Source organism: Allobaileyella intestinalis (assembly GCF_009695865.1).
Taxonomy (GTDB): Bacteria; Bacillota; Clostridia; order Peptostreptococcales; family Anaerovoracaceae; genus Allobaileyella; species Allobaileyella intestinalis.
This window is the reverse complement of record NZ_VUNB01000005.1, coordinates 85,606-104,302: the sequence shown is the minus strand read 5'-3', so window position 1 is coordinate 104,302 and position 18,697 is coordinate 85,606. Positions and strand designations below refer to the sequence as shown.

15 protein-coding genes are annotated in these 18,697 nt (G+C 45.6%); 3 read left to right on the top strand and 12 right to left on the bottom strand.

Annotated features, from left to right (window positions below):
- Positions 1-56: 56 nt before the first annotated feature.
- The 4 genes from FYJ66_RS06885 to FYJ66_RS06870 form a co-directional block, all read right to left on the bottom strand.
- A complete protein-coding gene (locus FYJ66_RS06885; protein WP_154572778.1) occupies positions 57-704 on the bottom strand; it encodes an amino acid ABC transporter permease in 648 nt (215 codons plus the stop codon).
- 68 nt (positions 705-772) lie between these two features.
- On the bottom strand, positions 773-1,594 hold the full coding sequence (locus FYJ66_RS06880; protein WP_154572777.1) for an amino acid ABC transporter substrate-binding protein: 822 nt from the start codon (positions 1,592-1,594) through the stop codon (positions 773-775).
- Between the two features lie 210 nt (positions 1,595-1,804).
- The gene (gene ndk, locus FYJ66_RS06875; RefSeq protein WP_154572776.1) at positions 1,805-2,209 is read right to left on the bottom strand and encodes a nucleoside-diphosphate kinase; all 405 of its coding nucleotides are present in this window, start codon (positions 2,207-2,209) and stop codon (positions 1,805-1,807) included.
- A 94-nt stretch (positions 2,210-2,303) separates the two neighbouring features.
- Positions 2,304-3,986: an AMP-dependent synthetase/ligase gene (locus FYJ66_RS06870; RefSeq protein WP_206157024.1), complete on the bottom strand. Its 1,683-nt coding sequence runs from the start codon at positions 3,984-3,986 to the stop codon at positions 2,304-2,306.
- 194 nt (positions 3,987-4,180) lie between these two features.
- On the opposite strand from FYJ66_RS06870, the gene FYJ66_RS06865 reads away from it, so the two are divergent.
- Positions 4,181-5,029, top strand: a complete 849-nt coding sequence (locus FYJ66_RS06865; RefSeq protein WP_154572774.1) for a YitT family protein — start codon at positions 4,181-4,183, stop codon at positions 5,027-5,029.
- 420 nt (positions 5,030-5,449) lie between these two features.
- Entirely contained in the window at positions 5,450-6,391 is a 942-nt protein-coding gene (gene fba / locus FYJ66_RS06860; RefSeq protein WP_154572773.1) for a class II fructose-1,6-bisphosphate aldolase, read from the top strand.
- Between the two features lie 143 nt (positions 6,392-6,534).
- Here fba and FYJ66_RS06855 read toward each other — a convergent pair whose 3' ends face one another.
- The 5 genes from FYJ66_RS06855 to FYJ66_RS06835 form a co-directional block, all read right to left on the bottom strand.
- The gene (locus FYJ66_RS06855) at positions 6,535-6,732 is read right to left on the bottom strand and encodes a type II toxin-antitoxin system antitoxin (RefSeq protein ID WP_154572772.1); all 198 of its coding nucleotides are present in this window, start codon (positions 6,730-6,732) and stop codon (positions 6,535-6,537) included.
- A 32-nt stretch (positions 6,733-6,764) separates the two neighbouring features.
- A complete protein-coding gene (locus FYJ66_RS06850) occupies positions 6,765-7,796 on the bottom strand; it encodes an SPFH domain-containing protein (RefSeq protein WP_465250563.1) in 1,032 nt (343 codons plus the stop codon).
- 297 nt (positions 7,797-8,093) lie between these two features.
- On the bottom strand, positions 8,094-8,648 hold the full coding sequence (locus FYJ66_RS06845) for a transcription repressor NadR (RefSeq protein ID WP_154572771.1): 555 nt from the start codon (positions 8,646-8,648) through the stop codon (positions 8,094-8,096).
- A 64-nt stretch (positions 8,649-8,712) separates the two neighbouring features.
- Positions 8,713-9,570, bottom strand: a complete 858-nt coding sequence (gene nadC / locus FYJ66_RS06840; RefSeq protein WP_154572770.1) for a carboxylating nicotinate-nucleotide diphosphorylase — start codon at positions 9,568-9,570, stop codon at positions 8,713-8,715.
- An 84-nt stretch (positions 9,571-9,654) separates the two neighbouring features.
- Positions 9,655-10,974: an L-aspartate oxidase gene (locus FYJ66_RS06835; protein WP_154572769.1), complete on the bottom strand. Its 1,320-nt coding sequence runs from the start codon at positions 10,972-10,974 to the stop codon at positions 9,655-9,657.
- Positions 10,975-11,227: 253 nt separating this feature from the next.
- Between FYJ66_RS06835 and nadA the strand changes: the two genes are divergently transcribed.
- The gene (gene nadA, locus FYJ66_RS06830) at positions 11,228-12,145 is read left to right on the top strand and encodes a quinolinate synthase NadA (RefSeq protein ID WP_154572768.1); all 918 of its coding nucleotides are present in this window, start codon (positions 11,228-11,230) and stop codon (positions 12,143-12,145) included.
- 11 nt (positions 12,146-12,156) lie between these two features.
- Here the strand turns inward: nadA and FYJ66_RS06825 are convergent, their stop codons facing one another.
- The 3 genes from FYJ66_RS06825 to FYJ66_RS06815 form a co-directional block, all read right to left on the bottom strand.
- Positions 12,157-13,908, bottom strand: coding sequence for a HAMP domain-containing sensor histidine kinase (locus FYJ66_RS06825; RefSeq protein ID WP_154572767.1), 1,752 nt, complete (start codon positions 13,906-13,908; stop codon positions 12,157-12,159).
- 24 nt (positions 13,909-13,932) lie between these two features.
- Entirely contained in the window at positions 13,933-14,622 is a 690-nt protein-coding gene (locus FYJ66_RS06820; protein ID WP_154572766.1) for a response regulator transcription factor, read from the bottom strand.
- A gap of 1,018 nt (positions 14,623-15,640) precedes the next feature.
- Positions 15,641-18,298, bottom strand: a complete 2,658-nt coding sequence (locus tag FYJ66_RS06815; protein WP_154572765.1) for a calcium-translocating P-type ATPase, PMCA-type — start codon at positions 18,296-18,298, stop codon at positions 15,641-15,643.
- Between the last annotated feature and the right edge of the window lie 399 nt (positions 18,299-18,697).

Below are 18,697 nucleotides of genomic sequence, written 5' to 3'. Positions count from 1 at the left end.
CCATGTTTTGTCTCCCGATCAGCTTATATTGAAAAAAATCTTCTGTCCATGCGGAGTTATTCGAATTTCGAAAACCTCTTCTCCAGCCTTGTAAGTATTACTGTCATGAAGAAGGTGAATACAAGGTACATTCCTGCAGCGATTACATAAGCTGCCAGACTTCCGTCCCTGTTGACGATCATCTCTGAAACTCTCATTATGTCAACCAGAGCTATGGCCGATGCCAGTGCAGTATCCTTAATGAGAACAATAACCTCGTTGGAAATGGGAGGAAGTACAACTCTGAAGGTCTGGGGAAGAATGATACCGAACAGTGTCTGAGTCCTGGAAAGTCCCAGAGAATTGGCCGCCTCGTACTGGCCTTTGTCAATGCTGTTAATTCCGCCTCTGTAAATTTCTGCAAAATACGCTGCATAATTAAGAACGAATGTAAGAGAGGCTGTTGTAAAAGCATTCATCCTTACTCCCATGTTTATAGGGAAGAAGAAGTAGAAGAAAAACAGCTGAAGCATCAGGGGAGTTCCTCTGAAAACAAAAACATATGCTTTGAAAATCCAGCTTATTATTTTTATTCTGCTGTTCTCTCCCAGACATACCAGAAGGCCCAGGGGCAGTGACAGAACAAGTGTCACACAGAACAGCTCCAGGGAAACCACAGCTCCCTTCATCAGTGCAGGTATTATCAGTCCAATATAATCGGCCATTGTGTCGTCCTCTTCCAATATCAGATATACGGGGCTGAAGCAACGCTCCAGCCCCGTTTTTCACTTGACTATTTGCTATATCCCTCGAAAACTACCATATTTGTTCCGAACCACTTCTGGCTGATCTCCTCAGCCTGTCCATTGTCGATAACCTTCTTCAGTGCCTCGTTGAACTTCTTTGTAGTCTCCTTGTCTTCTTTTCTGAAGCCTACTGCATAGTAATCTGCGCCGAAGTTAAAGTCGGACTGATAAAGTCTGTCCTTGTTTGCATTATTGTAGATAGCGTATACCTGGTCAATTGCAACTGCATCTATTCTTCCTGCCTTCATGTCCAGAATAGCCTGGTCGTATGTGTCGTACTCTGAAATATTATCCTTAAACTCATCGTACTTTGAGTTCTTCTGAATAGCCTCCAGAGCGGCAGATCCGGCCTGTGTGCCGATTTTGTAATTCTTAAGCTCGTCAGCGCTCTTAATATTCAGTGAAGGGTTCAGGGACATTACCAGAATCTTGTTCTCAAGGTATTTCTTGGAAAGGGACATGCTCTTCTGTCTGTCCGGTGTTGCTGACATACCATTCCAGATGCAGTCGATGTTCTTGGACTTCAGCTCAGCTTCCTTTGCCTTCCATTCAATTGGCTTGAACTTAACCTTTACACCCAGTTCCTTGCCGACTGCTCTTGCCAGATCTATATCGAATCCTACCAGCTTGTTATCCTTGTCTCTGAATCCCATTGGTGCAAAAGTGTCGTCCAGTCCGATTACCAGAGTTCCCTTGTCCTTAATATACTCCCAGTCTGTTTTGCTTTGCCCTGCTCCGCATCCTGTGAGAAGACCCATTGTTCCTGCCATTACGCATACTAGTACTAGTGCCAGAATCTTTCTCTTCATTCCATTCTCCCTTGCTCTATGATATTAGTGTGTTACCGTAGTAAAGTAAATGTTTCAAAATATTACCGCTTTAACTAAGTAAAGCGGTAAAGTGTATGTTTATGTTACGACAGATAAGCAATTATGTCAAGGCTTTATTTTGCCATGAATATTTTGTAAATTAATACAATTTGCTTACATTAAGGCAGTTGCAGTTAATTAGCCGAATATTTAGCCGAAAAATCTCTTTATCTCTGCCTCGGCTGTCTCCGGGGAGTCGGAACCGTGAATAAGGTTCTCAGTTGTGGTGTTGGCAAAGTCTCCTCTAATTGTACCTGCAGCCGCATCTTCAAATTTTGTGGCGCCCATGAGGTTTCTCATACCAAGAATAGCATTTTCCCCTTCTACGATCATGGCCAGAACCGGACCTGACATCATGAATGCCTCCAGGTCAGGGTAAAATGGCTTGTCCACCAGGTGAGCATAATGCTCTCTCAGCTTCTCGCTGGTCAGGTGCATCATCTTAGCGTCAACGATCTTGTAGCCCTTGTCCTCAATCCTTGAGATCACTCTGCCCATGAGGCCCCTTCTCACGCAGTCAGGCTTCAGCATGATATAAGTTCTTTCTACAGCCATTTTGTTCTCCCTTCTTCCCGAATAAAACGGAACTCAATAATCTCTTTCGCAAATAACTGTACCGGTATACTATAACCTATTTCTCAGTAAATAATCACGCATTTTCTTCAGTAATCTTCTGAAGTTCCATGAACCTGCGAACTTTTCCTGTGCTGGTCTTGATCATCGGTTCATCTGTTACCATAATCTTTCGAATTCTCTTGTACGGAGGAGTGGTGTCGTTTATTTTTTCCACATCATTCTTCACCAGATCGTATATTTCTTCACTGGTCTTGCCTGGAAAAGAATCGGGATTGTAAACAAGCTTCAGGGTAACCACAGGATCTCTCTCGTCGCCACCGTCCGGAACGCCCAGAACTATATTTTCCAGGACATAAGGCAGCTGAGACACTTCCTGCTCCAGCTCCTCCGGAAATACGTTCTTGCCGTTTCTCAGAACGATTACGTTTTTCTTCCGGCCTGTAATGTAGAAATATCCGTCCTTGTCCCGGCGGCCCAGGTCCCCCGTATGGAACCAGCCATCTTCCAGAACCTGGTCAGTTGCTTCCTTGTTACCGTAATAGCCGGCCATTATGTTGTTTCCTTTTGCCAGAATCTCTCCTACACCGTTGTCATCAGGCATGTCAATTTTCATCTCAATTCCCGGAAGAGGAAGTCCTACAGATCCGGATCTCAAGTGATCAGGCCTCTCGGCCGAAAGAATCGGCGATGTTTCTGTGAGGCCGTATCCCTGGATGCAGGTAATGCCAAAATCGTTAAGGGCTTTGATGCATTCAGGATCCGCCGCAGCAGCGCCCAGAACGACCATTCTCATGTGACCGCCAAGGGCATCCTGAATTCCTGAGAAAACCTTCCTTCTAACATCAATTCCGGCTTTGTCCAGGCCTCTTGTCATCAGCCTGAGAGCCATTACCCTGCCGGACATCTTCTTGCTCTCTACTGTTTTCTTAATTCTCTTGTAAAGAGTCTCGACAATCAGGGGAACGCCGACGAAAACAGACACTCCATATTCCCGGAAATTGGACTGTATGTGCTTCAGGCCATCGCAGTAAACAGTTCTTGCTCCTGCTGCCAGCATTACCCACTGGCCTGTGCCTCCAAAAGTGTGATGGTAAGGCAGAAGAGCAATGTTAGTGTCGTCCTCGCGGATGATATTCAGCAGCATTACACTGTCTACGTTGGAAACAATGTTTTTCTGAGACAGCATAACTATCTTTGACTGGGATGTGGTTCCTGAGGTAAAAAGCAGAACAGAGGTCCTGTTTCCGTCAATCTCCACATCATCAATGCCAGTTTCTCCGTTTCCAAGGAGTGCGCTTCCGTAACCTGTTAAATCGAAAATAGTTTCTTCTTTCTTGTCTCCTGTTATTCCGAAAAGCGGAAATGCTTCTTCTACCTTTGTCAGTCCTGAAGCAACAGCCTTTTCCACGTTTTCTTTTTCTTTCTTGTCGTAGAAGACAGCCTTTACCTCTGATCTTATCAGGCATTCCAGGAATTCATCATATTTGAGTTCCTTGTCCAGAGGCACGGATATGCCTCCTGCAACCTGCACTGCAGCGTTAACCAGAACCCACTGATAGCTGTTCTTTCCGATAATGGCAACTGGCTGATTCTGGTATCCCCTGGACAGAAGAGCCTGTCCCAGGCATCTTACGTCCTCGCCGAACCTGTTATAGGAAATATCCCTGTATCTTCCCTTGCCTTCCTTAAGCGTAAATGCAGTTCTGTTTCCATATCGTTCCACCGAAGCTGCAATGAGCTGTCTGAAATTTTCCAATATCAACCTCCATATTCCCCGGCCGTCCCCTCAATCAGGCCGGAAACTCCGTACATATTACTATTTTCCCCGGTGATTGGCAATTAAAGTTCAAACTTTTGTCCAATAGTGCTATAATTCACAAGCACGTTTCCCGGAGTCACTGCCCGGGACTTTAAATGCCGGAGTTACACCGGGATTATGGAGGGATCGATTTGATCAAAAAAAATACCATTAAAGAATACTTTCTTATAACTATAGCTTCATTCCTTGTGGCCACCTGCGTCTTCTTCTTTCTAATGCCAAGCCATACGGCCCTGGGAAGCGTTACAGGACTTGCCATTGTGCTGACTAACTTCACTCCCCTGTCAGTGGCCACTCTGACGCTGATAATGAATCTGATCCTCCTGGTTGTAGGATTTATCTTTGTAGGAAAGGAATTCGGAGCTAAGACTGTCTATACTTCTATTGCTATTCCGCTGTTCCAGAGGATGTATGAAATTCTCCTGCCGGATAACAAGTCTCTTACTGGCAGCCAGGCCCTGGATGCACTGACATACATAGTCTCCGTAAGCTTCGCCATGGCCATGCTGTTTTCCCTGAACGCATCCTCTGGAGGTCTGGATATTATCACAAAGATAATGAACAAGTACTTTCACATGGAAATTGGTAAATCCTTTTCCATACTGGGAACTCTCATCGCCCTCACTGCTGCCCTGGCCTACGACAGCAAGACAGTTGTGATCTCAGTGCTGGGAACCTACTTCCAGGGAATTGTGCTGGACCACTTTATCTTCGGAAGAAACATCAAACGGAGAGTGTGCATTCTTTCTGATCACCAGGATGAAATTATTGATTACGTTCTTCACACACTCCATAGCGGCGCAAGTATTTACGAGGTAAAAGGAGCCTATGACCAGGTGATTCGCCAGGAGGTGCTGGTGATTGTAGATAAGAACGAGTATCAGAAGCTCATGACCTTCCTGTCGAAAACAGATCCGAAGGCCTTTGTCACCGTCTACAATGTAGGCGAAGTAAGATATAATCCTAAGCCTGTAGAATAAATAAATTGAAAAGAGTGAAATGTCCTGAGATGACCTGCTACATTATGCCTGCCCCTTCAATGCACAATTTGTGTTTTTTAAGTTGAAGTGTTGATTTTGTTATTTTTTCAACTTAATATTAATTTGTAATTATTTTTTCTTATTGACCGAAGGGATGTCTCTATGGAAGAAGGCAAACTGGTTTATCTGGCGTACACTCTGCTGGCTCTTGTGACTATCGGAATCGTCACATTGAGAGTATATTTGCCGAAAAAAGGCAGGCTGTAGCGCCTGTCTTTTTTAATGTCCGAAAACAGATTAAGTATGCTATAATTTTAGTATATGCGGCAATCAACACTTGCCTGCACTAGATGGTTTGAAAAAACTCAGAGCTGTACCAGATGACCGCCTCACAGGCGGAAGAAAGGAGAGTTATTCTAAATGGCACTTGTTACCACAACAGAAATGTTCAAGAAAGCCTATGATGGTGGATACGCCATTGGCGCTTTCAATGTAAATAATATGGAGATCGTTCAGGGTATTACCGATGCAGCATGGGAGCTTAAGGCTCCTGTAATCCTTCAGGCATCTGCTGGAGCCCGGAAATATGCAAATTCAGTATATCTTGTTAAGCTGGTTGAAGCGGCTCTCGAAATGTATCCTGAGCTTCCGGTTGCACTTCACCTGGATCACGGCAGCAGCTTTGAGCTCTGCAAGGACTGTATAGACAATGGATTTACTTCTGTAATGATCGACGCTTCCGGCAAGCCTTTCGACGAAAACATTGCTATTACAAAGCAGGTTGTTGACTATGCTCATGAACGTGGCGTAGTAGTAGAGGCAGAGCTGGGAACTCTGGCAGGAATCGAAGATGATGTGAAAGTCAGTGCTGAAGATTCCTCATATACTAACCCTGATGATGTACAGGAATTTGTAGAAAGAACTGGAGTTGACTCTCTGGCCATTGCCATCGGCACCAGCCACGGAGCATATAAGTTCAAGCCGGGAACGGATCCTCACCTGAGATTTGACATTCTCCACGAAGTAGAAAACAGACTTCCTGGATTCCCTATCGTTCTCCACGGAGCTTCCTCAGTTCCACAGGAATATGTAAAGATTATTAACGAACACGGCGGTGCCCTTAAAGACGCCCTGGGAGTTCCTGAAGATCAGCTGAGAGAAGCAGCAAGATCAGCAGTATGCAAGATCAACATCGACTCCGATCTTCGCCTGGGAATGACTGCAGGAGTAAGACAGGCTCTGGCAGAAGACCCTTCTGTGTTCGATCCGAGAACTTACCTGAAAGTTGGAAGAGCAAATGTAAAAGCTATCGTAGCCCACAAGATCAAAGACGTTCTGGGCTGTGAAGGAAAGGCTTTTTAGGCAGCATTAAAGCGAAAGAATTAAAACGAAATTTAACAAGCTCCGGTATCTGAATCGATCAGATACCGGAGCTTGTTCTATTTTTTGGTTCCTTATTAACTGTGGTGCTATATCAATCTAATACCGTCACTTTACCGTACATATCACTTAATATCCAGTTCTGGCGGTTCGTCCAGATGCTCAGAAACGTATTTCCCGTTTTTCTTCCGCTGCCTTACACACTCAGTAAGAAGATATTCTATCTGTCCGTTAACAGATCTGAAGTCGTCCTCTGCCCAGGCTGCAATAGCATCATACAGTTTCTCACTTATTCTCAATGGAATTTGCTTTTTAGAACTCATCTGCACCTTCCCGTCCTAGAATTAATATTATTTTAATATAATGATCCGGAATTTACCACCGGCTGGGCATCATGATTTCCGCAGAGGACTACCAGCAGATTAGATACCATCGCTGCCTTCCGTTCCTCGTCAAGGTCTACAATCCCATTTTCGTTGAGTCTCTCAAGAGCCATTTCAACCATGCCCACTGCACCATCAACGATCATCTTCCTGGCATCAACAATAGCAGAAGCCTGCTGCCTCTGAAGCATTACTGCCGCAATTTCAGGGGCATATGCCAGATATGTTATTCTGGCCTCAATTACCTCCAGTCCTGCAAATTCCACTCTTGACTGGATCTCATTGCGTATGCGGAGTGCAACCTCCTCGCTGGATCCTCTCAGGCTTCCCTCATCTGCCATACCATCTCCTGTTGTGTCAACTCCCGGTGCAATATCATATGGATAAATCCTTACAATATTTCTAAGTGCTGCGTCACACTGAAGGGAAAGATATTCTTTGTAATTATCTACATTAAACACGGCTTTAGCGGTGTCATTTACCTTCCACATTACGGCAATGCCGATTTCCACCGGATTTCCCAGACAGTCATTTATTTTCTGCCTGTTGTTGCTCAGGGTCATTATCTTAAGAGAAATCTTCTTGCTTCCGCCGGCCTGCGCCCCTTCGTCATTGATTCCTTTTGCTTTGAAAATGCTTTTCTTTCCCCCATCTACATCCCCGCTCTGGTTCAGCTTTGTATCTGCTGCAGGGTTGAAGGTTGTGCAGAAAGGATTCACAAAATAGAACCCAGGTTCTTTTAAAGTCCCCACATATTTACCAAAGAGCGTGAGAACAGCTGCCTCCTGAGGTCTGATTACCCTGAGACCCATAAATAGCATCCAGCCTAAGCACATCCACAGTATACTCAGAATGAACAGTGGGGAATGATCATTGCCACCTGAAATGGCAACAGATACCACATAAAAGATTGCTGCTCCATAAAGAACCAGAACAAGGATCAGCACTGGCATGCCAAGACGGCGGCTCTTATAGATCTTCTCTTCCATTTTTTTCTCCTCCATGACCTTACTCCTCAAATTAATTCTTTATAATAATAGCCCCTGTGTTTATATCTGAATGATATCAATCAGATATCATATTGTCAATCATTTATTCTCATTTTCTTCAGATATCCATTCTGCAGCCGGTTCACTCCTATTTGCTCCACTAAAACCATGATTCCATGAGAAATGCCAAACAACAAAAAAACTGGCCAGGTTGTTATGAAACAACGAACCTGCCCGGTCTCTTATTAAATCTTATTAAATCATTACTGTTTATTTACTTCCTGTCTGCATCCAAATGCCAGCAACCCTGGATCATATATTCCCTGCCTTGTTCCAGAAGTCCACAGGCTCATAATCCTGGAGCTTTGCCAGAAACCCTTCTTCCTGAAGTTTCTCCTGAATTAAGTCCAGAATCTCCTCACTGTCTGCGGTAACCGTATGATAATGATATCCGTTTGTGGCCCTGGACAGAAGCCTGGACTGGCCATTTTCAATATCCTGCAGATACTCGGCAATATCACGTCTTGAATGGATGTTCAGCTGTCCCCGGATTACCCCGTATACCCTGTGATATACGAAGACATCCTCCACTGCACCGCCGTTGTCTACTACTGTTGTAAGCTCTTTTTCCACCTGCTCATCAGTATGCCTTACCTTGAACACCCTGGTTGCCAGATTCTTCTCCTCCAGAACATATCCTCTGCTGGTGGAATAAATATTACATCCTCCAGCTCTCAGCAGCGCTATGTCCTGGACGATCACCTGGCGGCTGACTCCAAGGGCTTCCGAAAAGCGTCCGCCCGAAATGGGATCCCGGCTTTCCCGAAGAGCCTTTAATATTTTTTCTCTTCTCTCTTCTCCCTTCATCCTAACCTCCAGAATGCAACCTGTAACCTGATCTTATTTTAATACCCGGAAACCCATCTTTCAATTATTCTGCTGGTTTCAGATGTTTCAGAGAAAGATCAAGTATTGGCGAGCTGTGAGTCAGCGCGCCGCTTGAAACGAAGTCCACCTTCAGATCCCTTATTGACCCAGCCTTCTCGGCAGTGACATTTCCGGAAATTTCTATTTCAGCCCGTCCTCCGATGATTTCTACAGCCTCAGCCATAGTCTGGTGATCCATGTTATCCAGCATGATAATATCAGCCCCTGCCTGAACAGCCTCTCTTACCATGTCCAGATTCTCCACTTCCACCTCGATCTTCCGCACAAATGGGGCATAATCTCTCGCCATTTTCACGGCCTGAGCAACTCCCCCTGCAGCTCCGATATGATTGTCCTTCAGCATCACTCCGTCTGACAGGTTGTAGCGGTGGTTATTGCCGCAGCCGGTTCTGACTGCGTATTTTTCAAAAATCCTGTTGTTTGGCGTGGTCTTGCGGGTATCCAGCAGCTTTATCCCTGTTCCCTCAAGGAGTTCAGCCATGCGCCGTGTGCTGGTGGCAATACCGCTCATCCGCTGCAGAAAATTGAGTGCCGTCCTCTCCCCAGAAAGCAACACCCGTATATCCCCCTTAATGGTGCCGATCTTCTGTCCTTTTTCAACTAGATCCCCGTCACTAACGGAAAATACCGCCTCTGTTTTCTCATCCAGAAGTGTGAACACCCTCTCAAAAACCTGAAGGCCGCAGATCACTCCGTCCTCCTTGCATATCAGATCTACAGTTCCCTCCTTGTATCCGGGCATCACGCAGTTGGTGGAAACATCTTCACTGGTAATGTCCTCTCTGAGGGCAGATATTATAAGGGGTTCAACGTTTAATTTCATAGTTACAGGATCGTACATTTCCTTTTGTCCTCTCGCCGTTCTTCTTTTGTTATTTATGAAAAAATCAATTTCCTTTTCCGGGATATAGGGAATTCCCCGGTGTTACGCTGTTCTGTATTCAGCTCCTGATGGCTTTCCGTTATTTGCTGCGTCAATTGCATCCTGAACCAGTTTTGTATATGTCTCCTCCAGTGCATCTACGTCCTGGTATTCTCCCAGATCTGTTTTTTCCACAGCTTCATGGTCAAGCTTGTTCTTATTCCAGTTGTTTTCAATATCAAGGGCTGCCCTTTTAGCAAACACCAGGCTCTCCAGCAGTGAATTGCTGGCAAGTCTGTTCTTGCCGTGAACGCCGTTGCACGCCGTTTCTCCTACTGCATACAGCTGGTTCATTGTAGTCTTGCTCTGATGGTCTACCTTTATGCCGCCCATAAAATAATGCTGGGCAGGCACCACTGGAATCGGCTGTGTAAACGGGTCGTAGCCGTTTTCCTTGCAGTGCTCCACAATATTAGGGAAGTGGTTTTCCAGCACATCCCGTGGAATTGGCCGCAGATCCTCCCACACGAACTTCGTTCCGTCTTTCCTGGTCTGCTTCCGTATCTCCTGGGTCAGCAAATCCCTTGGCAAAAGCTCATTGGTAAAACGGTTTCCGTTCTTGTCCAGAAGTTTTGCTCCTTCACCTCTTACTGACTCAGAGATGAGGAAGCTTCTGTCCTCCGGCTTCTCCGAGTAGAAGGTTGTAGGATGAATTTGAATATAGTTTATGTTTTTCAGACCTATACCGTGCTTAATGGCTATGGCAAGGCTATCACCTGTAAGGTGTCTGAAATTTGTGGAGTGGGCAAAAAGTCCTCCTACTCCTCCTGTAGCCATTATGGTAACACCGGCCTCAATCTTGAACAGAGAGCCGTCTTTCTTACGGACAACGGCACCGTAGCAGGTGTTGTTTTTCTCAATGATATCTATCATTGTGGTATATTCCAGCAGCTGAACATTTGGAAGCTTACGGACCTGTTCCAGGAGATGGCTGGTTATTTCCTTTCCTGTAATGTCCTCATGGTACAAAATTCTCTTATGTGAATGGGCTCCTTCTCTGGTGTAATCAAGAGTTCCGTCTTCATTGCGCTGAAATCTCACTCCATAATTGATCAGGTCTTTAATTACGTCCTGGGAAGACCGGATCATAATATCCACAGATTCCCGGTCATTCTCGTAGTGCCCGGCTTTCATGGTGTCTTCAAAATAACTGTCGTAGTCTTCGTCATTCTTCAGCATGCATATGCCGCCCTGAGCCAGATAGGAATCGCTGCTTTCCAGATCTTCTTTGGTTATTACGGTAATTTTCCTGTGACCAGGCAGCTGCAGTGCAGCATAGAGGCCGGAACATCCGCTGCCGATAATGAGGACTTCAGTTTTCATTTTCTGTATCTCCTTTAAAAACATTATCCATTTCTCTAAGGTCTGCGGGTATCCGGTACAAACTTTCCCGCTGAACTGTCACGTATTATATTGCTGCAAAAGTTTACTGTCAAGACAGGTGTAAAGAAAATATATACACATGTCTTGACAGTATCCATCTGTAAAACTATACTGACAAATGTCGCATAACAAATGCATATCAAAAGAACTACGATCTGCCGTAAAATAACAAACTGTGAAAGGATTTTTCCAAATGAACACTAGAGAATTGCAGGACCGGATTATAGAGATGAAAAAGAAAAACGACGTGTGTATCCTGGCCCACGCTTATCAGAGCCAGGATATATGGGAAGTTGCCGATTTCATCGGCGATTCTTTTGCTCTCAGCAAGAAAGCTGCCGCCACTCCTCAGAAAACCATCGTCATGTCAGGTGTAAGATTCATGGCTGAAACCTGCAAGACTCTTTCTCCAGATAAAAAGGTTATCCTGGCTAATCCTGTGGCAGGCTGCCCTATGGCTATGGAAATGAACAGAGAAGACGTCCTTAAAATGCAGGAAGAGAATCCGGGATACGCTACAGTGGCCTATATCAATACTACAGCTGAGCTTAAGACTGCCGTCAATGTGGTGGTTACATCTTCTTCAGCAGTTAAGATTATCAGGGCCCTTCCTGACAAAAACATTCTGTTCATACCTGATCCTAACCTGGGAGACTGGGTACAGAAGCAGTGCCCTGAAAAGAATTTTAAGTTTTATAACGGCGGATGCCCTACCCACATGAGAACAGGCTCCTCCGATGTAAAAAGGATGAGAGCTGCCCATCCTGATGCTCTCCTTCTCGTTCACCCGGAATGCAGGCCTTCTGTTGTAGAAATGGCCGATTACGTGGGAAGCACCACGGGAATCATGAAATACGCCGGAGAAAGTGATGCCAGCCAGTTCATCATCGGAACGGAAGCCAGCATTGTCCAGCACCTTCAGTTCCAGTATCCGGATAAACAGTTCTATCTCTTATCCGAGAACTGCGTCTGCTACAACATGAAGATGACCACTTTGATGGATGTTTACAATGCCGTTGCCGGAAAGGGCGGAGAAGAAATCGTGCTTCCAGAAGAAGTTATCACCCTCTCCAGGAAACCGATTGACCGCATGATCCAGCTCGGGGGCTAATAAGCCGTAAGCTAATCTTCTGCCAGGGGCAGCATTACCTCAGCCTTGAAAAGATCTCCGTCTACTGTAATTTTCAGCTGCCCTTTCATAAGTACTGTCAGGTCCTTTGCTATGGCCAGGCCCAGCCCGCTGCCTTCTGTAGTTCTGGATTCGTCACCCCTTGCAAAACGCTGAACCAGCTCTTCAGCCGGTACATTAAGCTGAGTAGATGACATGTTTTTTACAGAAATTTTTCCCATTCCTCCTTCCGATGAAAGGTCGATATATACTCTCGTTCCCTCCATGGCGTATTTCCTTATATTATTGAGAAGATTCTCCATAACTCTCCACAGATATCTTCCGTCTGCCATTACATTTACGCTGTCCTCTCCACCCATGATAACCTGAAGGTTTCTGGACTGGAAATCATCGGAAAATTCTCCTACGCTCTGACTGGCAAGGGATGCCAGGTCCACTCTGCCTATTTCCACAGGCAGATCCCCGCTTGATGCCTTTGCTGCATCAAAAAGGTCCAGTGTCAGTCTTCTGAGCCTTTCGGTTTTCTGGCTTATGATATCCAGATATTCCTCTGCATTTTCACTTTGGAGCCCTTCATTTTTGAGGAGATCCACATAGGTTACCATTGATGTGAGGGGAGTTTTCAAATCGTGAGAAACGTTGGTAATTAAATCTGTTTTCATCTTCTGGTTCTTCAGCTCTTTGTCCACTGCGATTTTGGTAGCATCTGATATTGAATTTATGCTTGCCGACAGCCTGTCCAGCTCATCTCCGTTATACAGCCGGGGCATTTCAACTGTCAGATCTCCTGATGCAGTCTGTTCTGCTGCCTTCTCAATGTCGCTGAATCTTTTCAGATACTTAGGCAGCTGCCACATTACAAGCACAATTGCAATTATTGTTCCTACGGGGAAAACAGCGGAAAGAATTATCATTGCCAGGGCCAGCCCCATTATTTTAAGCTGAGTCTTCGTGCTCCTCTGGAAAAGATTTCTACCTGCAAACAGCAGCTTTCCTATTATTGTATTCTTCCAGAAGCTGCGGTTTTTCAGCTTTCTTGTGATGCTCTGTATCACCCAGAGTTCAAATACCGTAATGGCAATTACCATAAGTATTCCCATTGTCAGGGCAAACCATGGAGATACAATCTTTGTTATTCCTCCAGTCCTGTCAACAATCTGATTCCAGGTTATCCCCCCGTCCAGGGAAGCTGTATTGTCAATGAGACTTCTGGTTATCCTTCCAGGCAGGAATTTTTGAGCCCCGGTAATTCCGGCAATCATCAGCAGAACCGCCGGATAGTAAGCACAGCCTGCCAGTATTCCTCCAAAAACCTGTATCTCTCCAAAACACCGGTCTCCAGGAGCCAGTCTGACTTTCCCCTCAGATTTTTTTCCTGAAGTGATTATTGAAACCACAATTGCTGCCAATGTGACTATTCCCATCACTACAGCAATTTGTATCATCTGCTTTACACTATTTCCCCTGCTGAAGGATTTCAGTGTATTTTTAACCACATCAGCCGTCCCTTGTTCATAATGATCGTATGACAGTGAAAAAAGCCAGTCTGTTACAGCCGCCTCCATGGCAAACCAGATTGTAGTAAAAAACGCTGCCACTGCTGCAATGCTGGACACCGCCCAAACCACCGTCCTCCGCGAAAAAGAAGTTTTTTCATTCATGTTTTCATTCATGTTTTCATTCATGTTTTCATTCATAATTTCATTCGTATTCTCATTGGCATTCTCATTCATATTTTCATCCATATCATCATGCCTCCCAAAGCAGCCTTAATCTAGTTTTTCGATCTTGTAACCCACACCCCAGGCCACCTTCAGATAGCGGGGATTCTTCGGGTCAATCTCGATTTTTTCGCGAATGTGGCGAATATGAACTGCAACAGTATTTTCAAAATTGTATGCCGGTTCTTTCCAGACAGCCTCGTAAATCTGCTCCATCGAAAAAATTCTTCCCGGCTGTTCCATCAGGTATTCCAGAACACCGAATTCTTTTGGCGTAAGCACCACAGGCTCTCCATCAACCCGAACCTCTCTGGTCTCCGTATCCAGCTCCAGTCCTCCTGTCTTCAGAACTGACGGCCGTATTTCCTTACTTCCCAGAGAAGTATATCTTCTCAGGCACGCCTTCACCCTGGCCACCATTTCCACCGGATCAAAAGGCTTTGTAATATAGTCATCCGCACCGCTGTCCAGCCCGCTGACCTTGTCATAACTCTCACCCTTTGCAGAAACCATTATTATAGGAATATTCCTGATCTTCCTGATGGCCTCTGTTGCCTGAATTCCGTTTATTCCAGGCATCATAATGTCCATCATTATAAGCTGCACATCCGGATCCCCTGCCGCGTCCACCGCTGACTTTCCATCGTGGACCTCAACAGTTTCATACCCGGCATTTCTCAGATAAATTCCTATTGCTCTGGCAATTTCCTTGTCATCGTCACAAATCAGTATCTTCATTTCTGCCTCCATTCGATGTATACAGGATAACCGGCAGCCATTAAGGAAACCGGGTTGAATTTCTTATTAAATTATTAAGTTTAAAGCTTACAGTAAAATACACCGGCTTCTGTAATTTTCCAAAAGCCCGCCTCCGCTATTGTACTAAATACACGGTATTCTTGTAAAAAAATATCTTCACCCGTCTAAAGATGGCGGCATTGAGATCTGGACGCCAGGTAAGAATTATCGGTGGGCGTACAGTCAACATGTGGCGTCCATTTCATTCGCTTCTAAAATTCTGGACGCCTCGTCGGTCAACATGTGGCGTCCGTTCTGCACGCCTATCATGTTTTGGACGCCATACGCACAATCACACGGCGTCCGTTCTGCTCAGCTTCCCCGATTTGGACGCCTCACACACTCACCGCTGGCGTCCATTCTACGCTCTTATCGCCATTTGGACGCCTCACACATAGTCACATGGCGTCCATTCCGCACAGCTTCTCCAATCTGGACGCCACTCAACTCGGACGCCGGCGTCTGTTCCTGCTGCTCTCCATAATTTGGACGCCACTTGCCAGATTACATGGCGTCCAGTCTTTCCGTTCTCTCTAATCTGGACGCTTCGTCAGTCAAAATGTGGCGTCCATTTCCATCGCCTCTAAAATTCTGGACGCCACCCACTCAATCACATGGCGTCCATTCCGCACATCTTCTCCAATCTGGACGCCTCGTCAGTCAACATGTGGCGTCCAATCTACGCTTTCATCGCCATTTGGACGCCATGCAACATTTGGACGCCATGCAACATTTGGACGCCATGCAACATTTGGACGCCATGCTACATCAGAATTCACCCACCAATATCCCCGGAATTCCGCAAAATAAAACAGGCAACTGCCTGGCTTTCCATAATTCTGGAAAGCGGGCAGTTGCCTTCATCTCTTTAATGTGGAAGGTTTATTCTCCCAAGGGAATAAACCTTCTACGAATCTTGTTTGGATATTGTCTGTCCTGGAACCTGCTGTTGGAGTTATTATTTGCCGGTTTTTCTCTGTATCAGTTTAACTATTTCTACTACTGGGACTACCAGGATTGACAGTCCGAAGGAGATTGCATAGTGAACCGGGTCAAGGCCGCCTGATCTGAACTGGAACATTGCGGCCAGGGCCGGTACTTCAACGATCAGTGTTGTGAGTGCCAGAGAAGCCAGCATTGCCAGGAGAAGGGGAACGTTAAGTTTTCCCAGTCTGAAGATGCTTTCTCTTCTTGATCTCATGTTGAAGGAATGGAAGATCTCGCACATTGACATTACGAAGAATGCCATTGTGACCCCAAGGCTGCTGTAGCCGCTGGCGGTGATGGAAGCATCACCGGATTTTCCAATGAAGTAAGCGATCAAGGTAAGAACGGTGACGGTTACGCCCTGGTATATTGTGTCAAAGGCCATTCCGCCGGCAAAAATTCCATCGTTCTTTTTCCGGGGTTCACGATCCATGATGTTTTTCTCTGGTTCTTCAACTCCCAGAGCCAGTGCCGGGAAGCAGTCTGTAATCAGGTTGATGAACAGAAGATGGGTAGGCAGAAGCACTGTGAATCCCATTACTGAAGCGAAGAACACTGACAGAACTTCTGCCATGTTGGAGCTGAGCAGGAACTGGATTGCTTTTCTGATGTTGTCGTATACTCTTCTGCCCTCGGCAACTGCTGCAACAATAGTTGCAAAATTGTCGTCGGCCAGGATCATGTCGGCAACGTTCTTTGTAACGTCTGTTCCGGTGATTCCCATTCCAACACCGATATCAGCTGTTTTTATGGAAGGAGCATCATTTACTCCGTCACCTGTCATCGCTGTAACGTAGCCCAGCTCCTGCCAGGTCTTGACTATTCTGGTCTTGTGTTCAGGCTGAACTCTGGCATATACACGGATGTTTTTGATGCGTTTTTTGAACTCTTCATCATCCATTTTGCTCAGTTCAGCGCCAGTGACGGCCTGGCTGCTGTCGGTAATAATCTCAAGTTCTTTTGCAATTGCTACTGCAGTGTCCTTGTGGTCTCCTGTTATCATTACAGGGGTAATACCTGCATTTCTGCACTCCTGAATGGCAGCCTGAACTTCCGGACGAACCGGATCGATCATTCCGCACATTCCGATGAAAGTCATGTTATTTTCCAGGGCATCGCTTGTCCATGTCTCAGGCTTTTCATCGTAAGACCTGAAGGCACAGGACAGAACTCTCAGGGCCTGGTCTGCCATTTTCTTGTTTTCTCTTACAATTTGATCTCTTATTTCGTCAGTGAGCGGAACCACCTTTCCATCAACAAGAGCTGTGGTACATCTGCTCATGATTTCATCAAGACCGCCTTTAGTGTACTGAATGAAGCATCCATCTTTACGATGAACTGTAGTCATCATCTTCCTTCCGGAATCAAAGGGAATCTCTCCAACTCTCGGCTGGGTCTTTTCAAGTTCATTCTTAGGACATCCCTGTTTAATTCCGAAGACCACAAGGGCAGCTTCTGTTGGTTCTCCTATTACACTTTCTCCATCTGCCTGGATTTCACCGTCATTGCACAGTCCCATAGCAGCGGCAAGAAGGTCATCATCAGAAGAATAAGTTTTTGTGACGGTCATCTGGTTTTTTGTAAGTGTACCTGTCTTGTCTGTACAGATAATCTGAGTGCATCCCAGGGTTTCAACAGCAGACATCTTCCTGATGATAGCGCTCTTTTCAGACATCTTGGTTACACCAATGGAAAGAACGATTGTGACAACTGCCACAAGTCCCTCAGGAATTGCAGCAACCGCAAGGGAAACAGCAATCATGAAGAAGCTGAGAATGTTCTGGATGCCCAGACTCTGACCTGTCACCAGGGATCTGATTACGTCAAAGGCAAAAATAAATACGCAGATTCCCACAACGGCCTTTGTCAGGATTCCGCTGAGCTGGGCCAATTTTATCTGAAGAGGAGTAAGGCCTTCTTTTGCCTGGGAAATAGCATCTGCTATCTTTCCCATTTCGGTATCCATACCTGTGGAAGTAACAACTGCTCTGGCACGGCCGTATACAACAGTGCTTCCCATGAAAACCATGTTCCTTCTGTCTCCCAGAGCCACATCCTCTCCCTTGTCAGAAAGAACATCAGATATTTTTTCAACAGGAACAGATTCACCTGTCAATGCCGCTTCCTCCACCTTCAGGCTTGCTGATTCCAGGATTCTCCCATCAGCTGGTACAGCGTCTCCTGCCTCCAGGAGAATCACATCTCCTGCCACCAGGTCAGTGCTCTGAATGATTACTGTCTCTCCATTCCGGACAGTTCTGGTAGTGGCCCCGGCCATTTTTTTCAGCGCCTCAATGGCAGCCTCCGCCTTGCTTTCCTGAACCACTCCCAGGATGGCATTAACGATGACTACGAAGAGAATTATGAACGTATCGTAGGGAACTGTTCCCTGATAAACATCCAGGACTGCTGAAATAAATGCTGCAACCAGGAGGATGATGATCATTGGATCCTTCATCTGTGCCAGAAAACGCTTCCAGGCAGGCTCCTTCTTTTCTTCTTTAAGCTTGTTCGGTCCGAACCTGGTGAGCCGTTCTTCCGCTTCATTGGCGGTCAGTCCTTCAGGTGAGGACTTAAGGTCAGACAGCACCTGTTCAGAGCTTTCGAGATAAAATTTCTTATCTTCCATGCTTAACCCAATCTTCCTTTCTAGTAAACCTTCAAAATTCCAGTAATTTTCCTTCTTCCCATGACGAAAACATATGGTTAACATCATTGAGAACATACAAAAACGAGACTTCACCACAGACATGTCTGCAATAAAGTCTCGTTGCTATCCATCTGAATGCCTGGAACACTGCTGCACCCGGCCGTAAAACGGCGTCCTGACGAATGCAGCCACCGGAAAGCAATCCTGTCTCCGGCCAACTACTCCCTTTTATCTGATGACATTTTAGAAAAATATCGTTTTGTACGGGTGATATTGTACCATGACATCAGACCAAGAAGTATGAAAATTATCAGAAATATGTGATTTTTTTGTATACTCAGTTTTTCGGGATGTGTACTCATGAATTAAACTACAGCG

Coding starts and splice junctions, on each gene's coding strand:
- FYJ66_RS06885 (WP_154572778.1), bottom strand. CDS start 704: ATGGCCGATTATATTGGACTGATAATACCTGCACTGATGAAGGGAGCT.
- FYJ66_RS06880 (WP_154572777.1), bottom strand. CDS start 1,594: ATGAAGAGAAAGATTCTGGCACTAGTACTAGTATGCGTAATGGCAGGA.
- ndk (WP_154572776.1), bottom strand. CDS start 2,209: ATGGCTGTAGAAAGAACTTATATCATGCTGAAGCCTGACTGCGTGAGA.
- fba (WP_154572773.1), top strand. CDS start 5,450: ATGGCACTTGTTACCACAACAGAAATGTTCAAGAAAGCCTATGATGGT.
- FYJ66_RS06855 (WP_154572772.1), bottom strand. CDS start 6,732: ATGAGTTCTAAAAAGCAAATTCCATTGAGAATAAGTGAGAAACTGTAT.
- FYJ66_RS06850 (WP_465250563.1), bottom strand. CDS start 7,796: ATGGAGGAGAAAAAAATGGAAGAGAAGATCTATAAGAGCCGCCGTCTT.
- FYJ66_RS06845 (WP_154572771.1), bottom strand. CDS start 8,648: ATGAAGGGAGAAGAGAGAAGAGAAAAAATATTAAAGGCTCTTCGGGAA.
- nadC (WP_154572770.1), bottom strand. CDS start 9,570: ATGTACGATCCTGTAACTATGAAATTAAACGTTGAACCCCTTATAATA.
- FYJ66_RS06835 (WP_154572769.1), bottom strand. CDS start 10,974: ATGAAAACTGAAGTCCTCATTATCGGCAGCGGATGTTCCGGCCTCTAT.
- nadA (WP_154572768.1), top strand. CDS start 11,228: ATGAACACTAGAGAATTGCAGGACCGGATTATAGAGATGAAAAAGAAA.
- FYJ66_RS06825 (WP_154572767.1), bottom strand. CDS start 13,908: ATGGATGAAAATATGAATGAGAATGCCAATGAGAATACGAATGAAATT.
- FYJ66_RS06820 (WP_154572766.1), bottom strand. CDS start 14,622: ATGAAGATACTGATTTGTGACGATGACAAGGAAATTGCCAGAGCAATA.
- FYJ66_RS06815 (WP_154572765.1), bottom strand. CDS start 18,298: ATGGAAGATAAGAAATTTTATCTCGAAAGCTCTGAACAGGTGCTGTCT.